Source organism: Symbiobacterium turbinis (assembly GCF_055383075.1).
Genome location: NZ_AP042433.1, coordinates 149,405 through 164,296, shown reverse-complemented (window position 1 = coordinate 164,296; position 14,892 = coordinate 149,405). Strand labels below are relative to the sequence as shown.

Sequence of the window (14,892 nt, the reverse complement as noted above, 5' to 3'; positions counted from 1 at the left end):
GCCCCCTTTCTGCGCGCCTCGGTCGGCTACGCCTTCTTCCGCTCCCGGGGCTGGACCACCACGTCGACCAGGCCGTACGCCTTGGCCTCCTCGGCCGACATCCAGCGGTCGCGCTCCGAGTCTTCCTTCACCTTCTCCAACGGCTGGCCGGAGTGCTTGGCGATGATCTCCGCCAGCTTCTCCTTCGTGTGGAGCAGCTCCTTCGCGGTGATCTCGATGTCCGTCACCTGGCCGCCGATGCCGCCCTTCACCCACGGCTGGTGGATGAGGATGCGGGCGTGGGGCAGGGCGTAGCGGGTGCCCGTACCCCCGGCCAGCAGCACGGCGCCCATGGAGGCGGCCATGCCGATGGCGTAGGTATTCACCTTGGGCTTGATGTGCTGCATGGTGTCGTAGATGGCCAGACCGGCGCTGGTGACGCCCCCCGGGGAGTTGATGTACATGTTGATCTCCTTGTCGGGGTCGTCGCTCTCCAGGAAGAGGAGCTGAGCGGTGACGGCGTTGGCCACCTGGTCGTCGATCCCGGTACCCAGGAAGATGATGCGGTCCTTGAGCAGGCGGGAGTAGATGTCGTACGAGCGCTCGCCCCTGCTCGTCTGTTCAATGACAATCGGAATCAGCGGGCTCATGAAAGACTCTCCTTTGACCGGGGCCCCTCAGGCCCCTCTCTTCTCAATTTCTACGACGTCGAAAGGTCTACCGGAGATGCTGCCGGTCCGGCGGTGACAATGGTGAGCCGCTCGGGCACCAGATGGCGGGCCGCTGCCTCCAGCAGCGCTTCGGGCGTCAGGGTCGCCAACTCCTGCGGCAGCCGCTCCAGCCAGTCCAGACCCAGGCCGAAGCGCTCGATCTCGCCCAGCCGGGCCGCGATGCGCTCCGGAGACTCGTGCTGCACCGCCGGGTAGCCGGTCAGGAAGTCCTGCAGGGCCACCAGTTCCGGTACAGGCACCGGTTCGGTCGACAGGCGCCTCAGCTCGGCCAGCACCGTCTCGACGGCGAACTCCAGCCGGGCGGGATTCACGCCCAGGTGGGCCGACCACGAGCCGGGCCCGCTGGTGCCGCTGAACCGGGTGTACTGGTAGTAGGAGAGGCCGTGGCGCTCCCGCACGTCCCGGAACAGACGGCTGCTGGCCGGCGTGCCGTTGCCGCCGAACAGGGTGGCCAGCAGGTCCAGCGCGAGGTAATCGGGGTGACTCCGCTCCACCAGCGGCCAGCCGAGGGCGATGTCGGTCTGGGTCTTGCCGGCCAGGGGCACGTGCAGCCTGCCTCCCTGAGGCGGCGACACCGGCGGGATGGCCGCCCGCCCCTTCCCGCCGCTCCACCCGGCGAAGGCCTCCTGCAGCGCGTTCGCAACGGCGTCGGGATCGACGTCGCCGACCACCGTGATCACGGTCCCCACCGGCCCGTAGTACGTCTCGTGGAAGCGCCTCAGGTCCTCCGCCTGCAGCCCCGTCAGCGATGTCTCCGTCCCGCCGATGGGGTGCCGGAAGGGATGCCCTTCGGGATAGAGCCGCTCCATCAGCCGCCGGCCCGCAACGGCCCGGGTGTCGTTCTCCGACCGCCGGAAGGCGACCAGCATCTGGGTCCGCAGCCGCTCCATCTCGTCCGCCGGGAAGGTGGGCCGGCGGATCACCTCGGCCAGCAGCTCCAGACCCTGCACCAGGTCCTCGGGCAGGCACTTCAGCGAGGCGACGGCCGTCTCGCGGCCCACGTCGACCCGCAGGGACATCCCCTGCGCATCGGTGATGACGGCCAGCTCCTGGGCGCTGTAGGCGGCGGTGCCCCGGGTGAGCAGCCCGGCGACCAGCTGGGCCAGGCCCGCCTTCCCCGGGGGATCGTGGACAGCCCCGGCCTCCATCTGCACACGCACGAAGACGCTGGGCACCGAGTGGGCCGGCAGGATCAGCAGCGCCGCGCCCCCTTCCAGTTGCCGGCGCACGACGCGGTCCGCCGTGAGCACGGGGCGCGCAGGCCCTCCGTCAGGCCTGGGGACTGGCCGGTCGGCCGGCTTCTGGTAGTCGGGTGTGCTCCCCCCGGCCGCCTCCCGAGCCCCGGCCTGCGTCCGCCCGCTCCCGGCCTCCGCCTGCCCGCTGGCGGCCTGCGTCTGCCCGCTCCCGGTCTCCGCAGCCCCAGCCTGTGTCTGCCCGCTCCCGGCCTCCACAGCCCCAGCCTGCGCCTGCCCGCTTCCGCTCTCTGCCTGCGCCGGCGCAGCCGAAGCGGCCGGCTGCGGCCTGCCCGCGGGTGCTGCATCCTCCGGAACGAAGTGGGCGACCGTGCGGCGGCGCTCGTCCAGGTACTGCCTGGCGACCCGCAGCACATCCGCCGGGGTCACGGCCTCCAGCTCTTCCAGGGCGCGGTCGAAGCGCTCCACACCCCGGGTCAGGGCCGTCATGCCCAGCTGGACGGCCTGGTTCATCGTCGACTCCATCGTGTACAGGAGGCTCGCGCGCACCTGCTTTTTCGCCCGGGCGAACTCCTCCGCGCTGACCTCGCCGGCCCGCAGCTTCTCCACCTCGTCGAACAGGGCCTCTTCCAGGGCCGACAGGCTCACGGTGGGCGCGGGCGTGGCCGACAGCATAAAGAGCCCCGCGTACTGGAACGCCCGCACGTAGGCCAGGGCCGTCACCGCCAGGCCGGTGTCGATGAGCCGCCGGTGCAGCCTGCTGGAGCGGCCCATCTCCGCACCTGCGCCGACAGGGCTGCCGGAGAGCAGCGTGGCCAGCAGCGTCAGGGCCGGATGGTCCGGATGCGCCGCCTCCGGGATCCGGTACCCCGCGAGCAGAATCGGATGCGGGCCCGGCCGACTGACGATCACGCGCCGTTCGGCCTCCTGCTCGGGCTCCACCGCCGTGAACGGGCTCAGCGGCCCTCCCGGCGGGAGGGGGCCGAAATGGCGCTCTGCCAGGCGCAGCACCCGCTCTGTCTCCACATCGCCCACCACCACCAGCGACGCGTTGTCCGGCCGGTAGTAGCGGCGGTAGTGCGCCGTGAGGGCCTCGGCGGTGGTCGCGCGGATGTCCGCCTTGCTGCCGATGATGGCGTGCCGGTATGGCAGCACCTGGAATGCCGTGGCCATGAAGGCCTCGCTCAGCCAGAACGACGGGTGGTTCTCGCTGCCCTCCCGCTCGCTCACGATGATGCCCCGCTCACGCACGGTGAGGTCGGGGTCGAAGGTCATGCCCGCCATGCGGTCGGCCTCGACCTCGAAGCTGAACTCCAGATGCTGCGCGGGCAGCACCTCGTAGTAGGCGGTGTAGTCGTACGACGTGAACGCGTTCCACATGCCCCCGCGCCGCTTTACCCCCTCTTCCAGCACGCCGTACGGGAAGCGGGGTGTGCCCTTGAACATCATGTGCTCCAGGAAGTGCGAGAGTCCGGTCTGCCCGGGGCCCTCATCGCGACTGCCGACCCCGTACCAGACCATCGACGTGACGACGGGCGCATGCCGCATCTCCCGGACGTACACCTTCAAACCGTTGGGCAGCTCAGCGACGTGGGTGGGTGCGATCTGGTAGCCCATCTACCCCCTCCTCTACTCTCCGCGGACCCGGGAGCGCCGGTCGGCCCACCAGACGGCAGCGAGGACCGCGGCCAGGAGTAGCAGCATCCACATCCCAGATCCGAGGGCAGACAGCACGTAAGGGTTGCCCGCCATCTGCCGGAAATACTGGGCCACAGCGACTCCAAAGAGCGCGAGGACCAGCAGGCCGATCAACTTGCGAAACCGGTTTTTCAGCACGGGCTCACGCCCCTCTTTACCTAATATTTCCCGGAAACCCGCTTTGAATCCTCCGGTGGTCTGTTCGCCTGACTCCACCACCGGCCATTGAATATTGGACGCCTGGGGCTCCGCACCAGATACCCGGCGGAGGCGCAGGGCCACACAAGCCTAACGTCCCGGCTGAGGCGCACGACCACACAAGCCCAACGTCCCGGCGGAGGCGCCCGGTCGCACATGCCGAGCGCCCCCGGGGAAGGCCGGCCTCCTCGGCCGTCCACAGGGGCGCCTTAACAGTCTCCTATGGATGATCCCAGAAGGATCGCGCGATCACTGCCTGCCCTTCACCACCAGGAGCTCGCGCCAGCGCCGCACCCGCTCGACCAGCCGCTCCTGGCCGACCCTGGTGTACAGCCGCTCCAGATTGTTCAGCATGCGGTACAGGATCACCCTGGTGCTGCACGGCGCGAGGACGCGGTCGGGCGCAACCACTCCCCGGCGGTGCAGGAGCCGGCTGAGCGTCTCGTGCCGGTAGACCTGCCCGCGGTTGGAGCAGTCGACGTACGCCGGCTGATCGGCCTGCGCGTAAAGGGCCAGGAAGTGATCGGGCATGGCCACGCCGTAGACCGGCAGGCCCACCCGCTGCCCGACCAGGATGTACACTGCGGCCAGCGCGATCGGCACCCCGCGCCGCCGCTCCAGGACGCTGGGCAGAAAGTGATGCTCGGGGTTGGTGAGGTCGCCCGGCCGGAAGCGAAGGTTCTCGAAGAGCACATCGCCCATCGCGCGCAGCCCGCCCACAGACGGCATGTGCGCTCGCACGCTGCCGGCCACGGCATCCAGGAAGGAGGCCACGGCGCGCTCCCGCCCCTCCGCCCCGCCCAGCGCAGCCAGGAGGAGACAGCCTTCCTCCAGGCCGATGGCTTCGTCGTCCTGCCGGGCAAGGCGCCGCCACTGCTCTTCCACTGCGGCGATGCGCAGCTCCTCCAGCAGGGCGCGCGCCCGCCCGCGCAGGCGCGGGTCCGGGTCATCGAACGCCGCGTCCAGGAAGGGGACTGCGGCCGCGCCTGCCGCCAGGAGCTCGTCCCAGGCTGCCCGCGCGACGGCTTCCTGCTCATCGGCGAGCAGGCTGACCAGCGCGCGGAGCTCACCTTCGGTACGCATATGCCTCAGCGCTCCTCCACCTCGACGTTGAACTGCTCCAGGAACTGAATCACAGCCCGGGTGATGTGCGTCGGGGTCGAGGCCCCCGAGGTGACGGCGACCTTCCGCTTCCCCTTCAGCCAGGCCGGATCGATCTCATCCACGCTGTCCACCAGGTGCGCCTCGCGGGCTGCCAGCTCCTGGGCCACCTGAACGAGGCGGTTGGAGTTGTTCGAACGGCGGTCGCCCACCACCAGCACCAGATCGGCCTGCGGCGCCATCCTGGCCACCGCCTCCTGCCGCTGCTGGGTGGCCAGGCAGATCTCGTTGTAGACCTCCGTCTGGGGCCAGCGCCCCCTGACTTTGGCCATCAAGGCCTGCGTATCCCACTGCGAGAGCGTCGTCTGGTTAGTGACGGCCAGCTTCTGCGCGGGACTGAACGTCAGGGCGTCCAGATCCTCCTCCCGCTCCACCAGGTGCACCCGCCCGGGGGCCACCCCTACGGCACCCTCTGGCTCAGGGTGCCCCTTCTTCCCGATGTAGATGACCTCGTACCCCCGATTCACCAGTTCGGCGATGAGTTCGTGGGTCTTTGTGACGTCGGGGCAGGTCGCGTCGACCACGTGGAGGCCCTTCTCCCGGGCCCGGATCTTGACCGCGGGCGACACGCCGTGGGCGGTGAAGATGACGGTTCCGGAATCGATCTGCTCCAGCAGGCTGAGGCGGTCCTCGCCGTCCAGCGTGATCACGCCCAGCTCATTCATTTCCTCCACCACGTGGCGGTTGTGGACGATCTGTCCGAGCACGTAAATGGGCCTGGGCACATTCGGATCCCGGGCCACCCGCCGGACCATCTGTATGGCGCCGACGACCCCGTGGCAATACCCCCGCGGGGTAATCTTGATCACTTCCATGAAATGCCCTCCCACCCGGCCGGGGAATGTTACGCAAGCCCGCCGTGGCACGACTGTCACGGCGGGCTGCTTGTCTGCGTTCCTAGTGCTGGCTTGTCGCGTGGCCGTCGTCGAGGGCGTCCTCGGTCTTCCCGTTGATCGACAGGGCAAAGAAGACGAGCGCCGACGCGGCGATCCAGCCGATGACCCACAGCCAGAAGTTCACTGGAAGCCCCCCTACTCGCCGGAGATTCGCATGTTGCGCTTCTATTCTCCCCCAGGAGCCGCCGCTTTGGCAAGCCCCAGGTCCCGGCAGGGGTGCAGGGGGCGATTGAGGCGCGCATCGTCAGAGGCGCAGGGGCGCTTCAGGCACGCATCATCAGAGGTGCAGGGGCGCTTCAGGCACGTATCATCAGAGGTGCGGGGGCGCTTCAGGCACGCATCGTCAGGCAGCCGACGCTTCAGGAGGCGAGCCTTTAATCCAGCGGGTCAAGGGCACCCAGGGGCCGCACCTTCAGCCCTTCGGCGGTGAGGAGCAAAAGCTGCTCGCCGGACACTGCCGCGTCCACCGGCACATCGGACAGGCGCTCGGAGTGGCGCTTCGTTCCCGACTCGTCGATGACCCAGAGTGCGGCGCCCTCCTCATCCGAGGTCAGGAGCACAACCCCATCGCCCCGGGCAGGGCCCGATGCCTGCAGGATGCTCCCCGCTTCCACCTCTGCCGCCCAGCGCGCCGTGCCGTCATCTGCCTTCACCAGCGCGGCCTGCTGCAGGTTCCAGGCCAGCACGTCTTCGCCATCCGCCAGTGCGCTTATGCGGGCAGGGGCGATGGGGAACCGCCACAGCGACTGCCCGGCCCGGTCGTACACGGCGCTGCCCACCGCCACATTCCGTCCGTCAGCGAGGAAGCCGAACCCCTCGCCGTCCGGGACTACCGGCCGGTCCAGGAGCAGCTCACCATCTGCGTCGTACAACAGCAGCCGGGCATCCGGGGGCGAACCCGTGAGCAGGGCGAGGGCGCCGTCCGGCGCGAGGGCCATGGCGTGCGGCCGGAGCCCCTCCAGCGCCAGCACCCGGTCATCCGCGTGGTACACCTCAACGGTGTTGGCATAGGCGAGGGCAGTGCGGTCGCGGCTGACCGTGACCAGCGCAGGCATCTCATCCACCTGGATCGAGCCTGCTCGCTCTCCCTCCGCCGTGAAGCGGGCAACGGCGCCGGCGGTGACCAGGGCCGACTCGCCCGACGGCCCGAACGCCACCATGGCGGGAGCCTGCTCCAGCGGCGCCTCGCGGACCGTGGCGCCGTGCGCATCCACCACCTGTACCGAAGTGGAGTAGTACACGACCACGTTGCCGTTGGGCAGGGGGTTCAGGTCCAGCGGCTCGGGTGCCGACGCCCCCATCAGGCGTACCACCGGCTCCCCCTCAGCCTGGGGATCGCCGAGCTCACGGCCGCTTGTGTCGGTGATGTGAGCGGTCATCGCTGACACCCGCGTCTCCTCCGCCGGGGCGGCGAGGTCGCTCGCCCTGAGGACCAGCTTCACGGGCGCGAGGGCGACGGTGCCGGGTCCGGCCTCGCCACCGGCCTCGGGCGCCGTTCCGTGGTCTGTGTCGAAATCTGCGGCGTCGGCCGATGCGGGGTCGATGGCAGCGTCGCCGGTCTCGGACCCCGTGGGCGCGGTCATGAGCACATGCAGTTCACTCCCCCCGGTCGGCTCGGGCAACGGATCCTGGGCGGGAGGTGCGCTCTCGGGCGCCCCCCTGGAGGCCATGCCCGGCGCATACCCGGACGAGGGCCCATCGCTGGCGACCCGCGGCCAGAGGTTGAAGGCCAGCACGAAGGCCGCGGCCGCGGCGGCGACCCAGTAAGCCGGCCTGAGACGTCTAGGCAGGGTGGAGACAGGAGTGGCCTCGGGCTCGCCCTCCCTCGTCACGCGGTCCAGAACAGCCTGGCGCATGGCCGGGGTGAAGGTCCAGCCTGCGAGCGACCGATCGAAATCTTCTTTGATGAGCTGACGCAACTCCTTGTCGAAGTCGCTCACCGGGCCACACCCCCTTTCTGCAGCATCTGCTTCAGCATGTTCCTCGCCCGAAAGAGCCGGGTCTTGATGGTGTTCTCGTTCTGGCCCGTCACCTCGGCGATCTCCACCGTGGTGAGGTCGTGGTAATAGTACAGGATAATCACTTCCCGATACGCGTCGGACAGCTGCATCACGTAATTCATCAGCCGCTCCCGCTGGTCGCTGAGGACGACCGCCTCCTCGGGATCATCCCCTGTGGTGTCAGGCTCGACGGGCGTTCCGGCCGCCCTGGGATCGTCCGTCGGCAGCAGCCGCCGCCACCACGCGCTGCGGGCCTTGTCGCGGCACAGGTTGACCGTGATGCGGTACAGCCAGGTATAGGCCGAGCTATCGCCCCGGAACGAGTCCCAGTTGCGGTAGGCCTTGATGAAGACCTCCTGGGCCACGTCCTCGGCGAGATGCCGGTCTTTGAGGTACGAATAGGCAAGATGGAGTACCTTGGTGCCGTACTCCCGCATCAGGTGGTCGATCGCGGCCGTTCGATCGGCCGGCAGGGCTGCCCTATCGGACTGCGACATCGAGGCGTCTCCCTTCGCGTGGATCGAATCCTCTGTTTGACGAAGGTTTACGCCACTCAGTTGCTCAGCACCTGCCTCAGCGGGCCTTTCACCCAGTCAGACGGGGGCATCAGGCCGTCCCGTTTCATTTTCGCTCTCGCTTTTGCACGCGGTCCGCACGCGGGGCTCCCTGCACTTCTGCGCGCCGGTCCCGCCCGGGTGCCGCTCCTCTTCCCTTCCCCAGCCGGGCCGGATGCATGCCTCGCCTCCGGCTGGGCAGGAATCGCACACCGGTCCAGCCAACTGTTAGCGAAACGAAGCACTGCGAGGGGGAGTGTACGTGACCACCCGCCGGAGGCTTGTGGCGGAAGATCTGCTCGCCATCAAACTGGCCGGGGACTGCCAGATTTCGCCGGACGGCAGCCGTGTGGCCTATGTGCTACAGGAGATAGACAGGAAGAAGAATGAGTACACCTCAGCGATCTGGCTGGCACGGGAGGGAGCCGATCCCGTGCGCTTCACGGGCGGGCCGAAGGACACGCAGCCCCGATGGTCGCCCGACGGCCGGCACCTGGTGTTCGTCTCCAACCGCAGCGGGTCAAACCAGCTCTGGCTGCTGTCGCTGGAGGGGGGTGAGGCCCGCCAGCTCACCCGGGTGAAGGGCGGCGCCCAGAACCCTGTCTGGAGCCCTGATGGGCGCACCATCGCCTTTACGGCCAACCTGACGGAGGCGGGTCTGCAGCCGGAGGGTGAGGACGAAGAGGAGCAGGATCTGTACAAGAAGTTCACCAAGGACGTTAAGGTGATCACCCGGCTCCATTACAAGATGGACGGCGTGGGCTTCTACACCGATGAGCGCAGGCACGTCTGCGTCGTGGACATCGACGGCGGAGAGCCCCGGCAGCTCACCTTCGGCGACTACAACCATCTTGACGTCAGCTGGACCCCCGACGGGCGCGGGCTGCTGTTCGCGGCCAACCGACGCGAGGACCGGGACTGGTATCCGGGGCACGTCGATCTGTGGTACCTTCCCCTGGACGGCGACGAGACAGTACACCGCGGCGACAACGAGTCGCTCAGTTCGGCCTGCGAACCCGTGCGCCTCACCCCGGGTGACGGCAGCCTCACCTGCAGCGGCCCCGTCGCCTCTCCCGACGGCAACTCGATCGCCTTTCTGGCCAGCGACCCCGCCGAATCCGGCTACGGCCTCACGGGCCTCTACGTGCTGGAGCGGAACACGGGCCAGCTCCGCCGACTGGCGGCGGAGCTCGATCGCTCCTTCGGCAACCAGGCGTCGACAGATCTGGTCGCGCCGGGCGGGGGACGGCTCTACTGGTCTCCTGACGGACGGTGGATCTACGGCACCGTCTCCGACGGCGGTCAGGTACATCTGGTGCGGGTCGGAGCCGCCACGGGCGCGGTCGTGCCGGTGACGGGCGGCGACCGGGTGATCCATGCGTTCTCCCTCACGCCCGACTGCCGCCGCGCCGCCCTGGCCTTCGCCACGCCGCATTCACCCGGAGACATCTATCTTGCTCGGCTCGACGAGCCGACCCCGGCCCCGTCCGTGCCGGCCGCGGGCACCGTGCTGCGCGGCGGCGGCGTCAGTGAGGTGCGGCTGACGGCGCACAACGACGAACTGCTCGGTGAACTGGAGTTGACGGTTCCCGAGCGCTTCCAGGTGACTGCCGGCGAGGGCGAACCCACCGTAGACGCCTGGATCCTGCCGCCGGTGGACCGTGAGGAGGGCAAGAAGTATCCCACCGTGCTGGAGATTCACGGCGGGCCCATGTCCATGTACGGCGCCAACTTCTTCTTCGAGTTCCACTGGCTGGCGGCGCAGGGGTACGCGGTGGTCTACTCCAATCCGCGCGGATCGCAGGGGTACGGTCACGACTTCTGCCGCACGATCCGGGCCGACTGGGGGAACCGGGACTACGCCGACGTCATGGCCGCCATCGAGGCGGCGGTGGCGCGCTTTCCGTACGTGGACGGCGACCGGCTCGGGGTTGCCGGCGGGTCGTACGGCGGGTTCATGGTCAACTGGATCGTCAGCCACACCAACCGCTTCCGGGCAGCCGTAACGATGCGTTCGGTCGTCAATCGCTGGTCGGCGATGGGCACATCCGATCTGGGCTACAACCGCCTGCGCCAGTTCGGCGTGGAGAACTGGTGGGAGGTCGAGAACCTGGGGCCGTTCCTGAAGCAGTCTCCGCTGGTGCATGCGTCTCACATCAACACGCCGCTGCTCATCGAGCACCAGGAGAATGATCTGCGCTGCCCGATCGACCAGGCGGAACAGCTTTACGCGGCGCTGAAATATCAGCGGAAGCCCGTGAAGTTTGTAAGGTACCCGGGGGAGTTCCACGGGATGAGCCGCACGGGCAAGCCCTGGCACCGGGTACACAGGCTGCGGATGCTGGCGGAGTGGTTTGCGGAGTATTTGTAGGAGTTAGGACCCCCGACCGGAAGGCTCCGGTCGGGGGTCTTGCTCTGTGCGCCGTGTGCGGGTCGGGGCGAAACTCGCAAATCGTGTGAGGCTACGTCGGGAGTGGCGCCCTTGATGCTGTGGGGTCTACGTGACACTGGCCCTCAGGCACAGATTTTTCGCCAAGTCTGTGTGCTCCGACCCTCGCGCAGGGCGATTCCGGTGAAAACAGTGCGATTTGACGCCGGCGGAGGCGCTCGACAGCGCCTCCGCCGGGTTTGGCTCCAACGACTTGCGAGTTTTCCCGGCGCTTCCAGACCATCCCCCGCCATCCCCCCGTCATTCCCCCGTCTTCTCCCGCCAGTCCCCCGCGGGCGCAGCCTCGCCAAGTCCGAAACGAGTTCCATCCGAGCCCCCAACCTGTTCCCGATGGACTCCCCAACGTCGGAACGAAATCCCCGCCGCAGCGGATGGCGTGCCGCTGACGTTCCCCCCGGCCCCAATCTCTGCGTGGGCGTCAACTGGATCATGGCGCAAGACCACGACGGCCAAAACTCGCAACTCGTGTGAGTCAACGCCCGAGTGGCGCCCCTGCCGCCCCCAAAACTGTGCCAAAAGGCCGCTCCCGCGCCAGCCTGCCGCTGCGACCCGCCAGTAAACAGCCCCAGTGGCGAGCAGTTCCCGCGAAATCTGCATGCTTTCTTGCCGCCGGAGGCGCTCGACAGCGCCTCTGCCTGGTCTACCTCCAACTACTTGCGAGTTTTCCCGACGCTTCCAGACCATCCCCCCGCCCTCCCACCGCCATCCCCCCGTCATTCCCCCACCATCCCCCGCATTTCCCCGAGAGGCCACCCTCGCCAAATCCGAGACGAGTTCCATCCGAGCCCGCAACCAACTCCCGATGGACTCCCCAGCGTCGGAACAAGATCCCCGCCGCAGCAGATCGCGTGCCGCTGACGTTCCCCTTGCCCCAATTTCTGCGTGGGCTTCAACTGGATCATGGCGCAAGACCACGACGGCCAAAACTCGCAACTCGTGTGAGTCACAGCCCGAGTGGCGCCCCTGCCAACCCCGCAACTGAGCCATATGGCCGCTCCCGCGCCAGCCTGCCGCTGCGACCCGCCAGTAAACAGCCCCGGCGGCGAGCAGTTCCTGCGAAATTCGCATGATTTCGTGCCAGCGGAGGCGCTCGACGGCGCCTCCGCCTGGTCTACCTCCAACTACTTGCGCGTTTCGCCCAGAGGTCGACGAAGCAACAAACAGGCAAACAAGCCCAGAACAGGAGGAGTTTGTATGTTCGGCGTCGAACTCAGAATATTGGAGGGATGGCCGTGGAGGCGTTGGCGAGACTGCGCCTGCATCAGAAGAAGCCGCTGGAGGTCCGGGTTCCGGATCTCCTCTGGAAAGACCGCGGCCTGACCGAGGGAGCCCGCTACCTGTGGTGCTACCTCTGGATGCTGCGCGACATCTGCAGCAGATTTACCTTCGCGGAACTCCGGAAAGGGACCGGGCTCAGCCAGCACAGCCTCCTCCGCCACCTCAACGCGCTGGCCCGCAAGGACTGGCTGAGGTACTCCCGCTCCGGCCGCACCGTGGAGGTGCATCCCCTCTGGCCGAAGTCCTCCCGGTGGATTGTGCTGGTCGACGACCTGCTGCTCGATCACAGCCTTCCGCACGCCGCCAGGTGGGTGTGGGGTGTCATCCGCCGCCTGGGCCGGCGGTTCAGTTATGCGATGCTGATGAAGCACACCGGGTATTCGCATAACAGCCTGACCAAGTACTTACGTATACTTCGCGAAAAGGGATATCTTTCGGGGCTCACCTGCAGAGTCGGAAGGCGAAAGGCGTTCGATCTCACACCCGCAAACCCCGCGGAACACCGACGGCTCGCAGCTCTGGCGAGATTCGAGAAGAGCAAGGCAGTCATCGAGCAGTGGAAGGCGTACTCGATGGGGCAGTTCCTGTTGGCGCGCAAGATCGAGATGCTCACCGGCGCAGTTGTAATCGAAAACGGGGCCGCCAGCTGCCTGGACAACCCCGAGACCGGTGGGCGTATGCAGTTCGATCTGTTCTTACCCAAATACAGTGTGGCCCTCGAGTTTCAGGGTCCACAGCACACCCGCGTCACGCAGCGGTTCCCCGACGAGGCCGCGCTGCGGGCGCAGCAGCGCCGGGACCAGCTGAAACGCCGGTTAAGCGCGGAAGCCGGCATCACGCTCATCGAGGTCTTCCCCCAGGACCTGAGCTTCGACCGCCTCGCGGAACTCCTGCGCGCTGCCGGGGTGCCGCTGAGAAGCATCCCGGACGAAGAACGCTACGTATATCAGGCGCTGTACCGCCATTCGGAGCGCTACCGGGCGACAGCCCGGAGCAAGATGGCGGTCTGAATGATGGCCTGTGCCCGCTATGGCTGCGGCTCCGGCCCGTCCACCTCCGGGATCATCGCCGTGCGCACCCCGGGGCGCGGCTCCACAGCCCCGCGCTTCACGTAGAAAGTTGCGAGGGCCTTGGCGACCAGCTTTCCGTTCAAGTCCTCGATCTCCACCTCGCCCACTGCGGTGGTGCCCCCGACGTGCAAGGCCCGCGCATGGGCCAGGAGATCGCCGCGGCCCGGGGCGATGAAGTTCACCTTCATCTCAATCGTCGCCACCGCGTCGCCCGGCTTCAGCGCGCTGCGCAGGGCCGTGCCGAGCGCCGCGTCAGCCAGCGTGCAGAGCGCCCCGCCGTGCGCCATGCCCAGGTTGTTCTGCGTGTGCTCACTGGCCGGCATGCGGACGGTGCTCCTGCCGTGCCCGGCCTCGATCACCTCCGCCCCGATGACCTCACGAAACGGAATGCGCCCCATCTCCACTTCCCTCCCCTACGGTACAAGAAATGTTCAGGTCAAATCATAACTCTCCCGCAGTCACCGTGGCAACTGCACAGGCCCCGGCGATAAGGCCAGGGCCCAGGCCCTGGCGTCACCGCAGTATCGCGTCCGGTCCACCGGCGGCGTCGCCGGTAACCTGGATCACCACCCGGTGCGGCACGCACACGATCATGTCGCCGGGGACGGAGATCCACCCGGTCAGCACGCAGACCTGATCGGGGCAGTCAGCTTCGCGCACCCGCACCGCGCCCCCGGCCACCTCCACGACCAGATGGCCGCCCGAAAGTTCCACGGGGTAGACGCCGTCCCGGCGCAGATCCAGCGTACGCCAGGCGTTTCCCCCCACGCTGACCACGGCCTGGGAGGGCGTGCTCCGGGCCGCGGGCCCCCAGGTCCTGCCCAGTACGAGGAGCAGCGCCAGGGCTGCGACCCCGCCGGCCAACACGAAGTCGGCGGGACGAATCATCCACGGTCGTGCCCGCCCAGCGCCCTCGCCGCTCCCCAAGACCCCGGCAGACCGCAGTCGCCGCAGGAGGAGGCCGACGAGCGTCCCCGTCAGCAGCCCGACCGGCGGGCCCAGCACGAGCAGGAGCGGCAGCAGGAGCAACACGCCCGGGGTGGCGGTAACCGCAGCGGCTGCGGCGAGCTGGCCCACATGGTGGGCGACGGCGCCGGCCGCGCTGACCCCCGCGGGCCCGAAACGCCGGCTGCGGGCGAAGAGCGCCATGGCCGCCCACGCCAGCAGCCCGCCCAAACCGCCCACGAAGAAGGCGGGGCCGAAGAGCGTGCCGGCAAAGATCTGGGTCAGAACGAAGCGCGCGGCCCAAACGGCAAAACCCGCCCCCGGCCCGTCCAGGGCGAGGGCGGCCAGCGTGGCGGCGTTGGCCAGCCCCCAACGCACCCCGGGCACGGGCGCCGGCGGCGGAAGCTGCCGTTCCAGCAGCGCAAGGGCAAGACCCACGGCCGTCAGGAGTCCCAGCCGGGTCAACCGGCGGGTGTTGGGCCGCCCATGCTGGGTAGAGAAGCGGGTGTCGTGGTGCCCTGGCTGAGTGGAGCAGCAGGTGTCGTGGTGCCCCGGCTGAGTGGAGCAGCAGGTGTCGTGGTGCCCCGGCTGGGTGGAACAGCAGGTATCGTGGTGCCCAGGCTGAGTGGAGCAGCAGGTGTCGTGGCGCCCTGACTGGGAGGAGCAGGTGGTGCCGGGGCGCCCCGTCTGTGCTCGCCTATTGTTCGAGTTCCGATCCAGCGGGGCCACCCCCCACTCCC

12 protein-coding genes are annotated in these 14,892 nt (G+C 68.3%); 2 read left to right on the top strand and 10 right to left on the bottom strand.

Annotated elements, in window-relative coordinates; genetic code table 11:
• Positions 1-26: 26 nt before the first annotated feature.
• The 8 genes from ACZ45O_RS00735 to ACZ45O_RS00700 all read right to left on the bottom strand — a co-directional run bounded on the left by ACZ45O_RS00735 (position 27) and on the right by ACZ45O_RS00700 (position 8,353).
• Entirely contained in the window at positions 27-629 is a 603-nt protein-coding gene (locus ACZ45O_RS00735; protein WP_464855063.1) for an ATP-dependent Clp protease proteolytic subunit, read from the bottom strand.
• Positions 630-679: 50 nt separating this feature from the next.
• The gene (locus tag ACZ45O_RS00730) at positions 680-3,520 is read right to left on the bottom strand and encodes a M16 family metallopeptidase (protein ID WP_464855062.1); all 2,841 of its coding nucleotides are present in this window, start codon (positions 3,518-3,520) and stop codon (positions 680-682) included.
• 12 nt (positions 3,521-3,532) lie between these two features.
• Positions 3,533-3,739 (bottom strand): hypothetical protein, encoded by a 207-nt coding sequence (locus tag ACZ45O_RS00725; protein WP_464855061.1) that lies wholly within the window; start codon positions 3,737-3,739, stop codon positions 3,533-3,535.
• A 309-nt stretch (positions 3,740-4,048) separates the two neighbouring features.
• Complete coding sequence (locus ACZ45O_RS00720) at positions 4,049-4,882, bottom strand: transglutaminase-like domain-containing protein (protein WP_464855060.1); 834 nt, start codon at positions 4,880-4,882, stop codon at positions 4,049-4,051.
• Positions 4,883-4,887: 5 nt separating this feature from the next.
• Positions 4,888-5,775, bottom strand: coding sequence for a 4-hydroxy-3-methylbut-2-enyl diphosphate reductase (locus tag ACZ45O_RS00715; protein WP_464855059.1), 888 nt, complete (start codon positions 5,773-5,775; stop codon positions 4,888-4,890).
• A gap of 82 nt (positions 5,776-5,857) precedes the next feature.
• Entirely contained in the window at positions 5,858-5,980 is a 123-nt protein-coding gene (locus ACZ45O_RS00710) for a hypothetical protein (protein ID WP_464855058.1), read from the bottom strand.
• Between the two features lie 250 nt (positions 5,981-6,230).
• Entirely contained in the window at positions 6,231-7,796 is a 1,566-nt protein-coding gene (locus tag ACZ45O_RS00705; protein WP_464855057.1) for a YncE family protein, read from the bottom strand.
• On the bottom strand, positions 7,793-8,353 hold the full coding sequence (locus ACZ45O_RS00700; protein WP_464855056.1) for a sigma-70 family RNA polymerase sigma factor: 561 nt from the start codon (positions 8,351-8,353) through the stop codon (positions 7,793-7,795). Before ACZ45O_RS00700 ends, ACZ45O_RS00705 begins: the two co-directional genes overlap by 4 nt.
• A gap of 319 nt (positions 8,354-8,672) precedes the next feature.
• Here ACZ45O_RS00700 and ACZ45O_RS00695 point away from each other — a divergent pair, with 319 nt between their 5' ends.
• Together ACZ45O_RS00695 and ACZ45O_RS00690 are read left to right on the top strand one after the other, a co-directional pair.
• Complete coding sequence (locus tag ACZ45O_RS00695; protein WP_464855055.1) at positions 8,673-10,781, top strand: S9 family peptidase; 2,109 nt, start codon at positions 8,673-8,675, stop codon at positions 10,779-10,781.
• A gap of 1,310 nt (positions 10,782-12,091) precedes the next feature.
• A complete protein-coding gene (locus ACZ45O_RS00690) occupies positions 12,092-13,147 on the top strand; it encodes a hypothetical protein (protein WP_464855054.1) in 1,056 nt (351 codons plus the stop codon).
• 17 nt (positions 13,148-13,164) lie between these two features.
• On the opposite strand, the gene ACZ45O_RS00685 is transcribed toward ACZ45O_RS00690, so the two are convergent.
• Both ACZ45O_RS00685 and ACZ45O_RS00680 read right to left on the bottom strand, forming a co-directional pair.
• The gene (locus ACZ45O_RS00685; RefSeq protein WP_464855053.1) at positions 13,165-13,605 is read right to left on the bottom strand and encodes a PaaI family thioesterase; all 441 of its coding nucleotides are present in this window, start codon (positions 13,603-13,605) and stop codon (positions 13,165-13,167) included.
• 115 nt (positions 13,606-13,720) lie between these two features.
• The gene (locus tag ACZ45O_RS00680) at positions 13,721-14,590 is read right to left on the bottom strand and encodes a Gx transporter family protein (RefSeq protein WP_464855052.1); all 870 of its coding nucleotides are present in this window, start codon (positions 14,588-14,590) and stop codon (positions 13,721-13,723) included.
• Positions 14,591-14,892 lie beyond the last annotated feature (302 nt).

Coding starts and splice junctions, on each gene's coding strand:
- ACZ45O_RS00735 (WP_464855063.1), bottom strand. CDS start 629: ATGAGCCCGCTGATTCCGATTGTCATTGAACAGACGAGCAGGGGCGAG.
- ACZ45O_RS00730 (WP_464855062.1), bottom strand. CDS start 3,520: ATGGGCTACCAGATCGCACCCACCCACGTCGCTGAGCTGCCCAACGGT.
- ACZ45O_RS00720 (WP_464855060.1), bottom strand. CDS start 4,882: ATGCGTACCGAAGGTGAGCTCCGCGCGCTGGTCAGCCTGCTCGCCGAT.
- ACZ45O_RS00715 (WP_464855059.1), bottom strand. CDS start 5,775: ATGGAAGTGATCAAGATTACCCCGCGGGGGTATTGCCACGGGGTCGTC.
- ACZ45O_RS00700 (WP_464855056.1), bottom strand. CDS start 8,353: ATGTCGCAGTCCGATAGGGCAGCCCTGCCGGCCGATCGAACGGCCGCG.
- ACZ45O_RS00685 (WP_464855053.1), bottom strand. CDS start 13,605: ATGGGGCGCATTCCGTTTCGTGAGGTCATCGGGGCGGAGGTGATCGAG.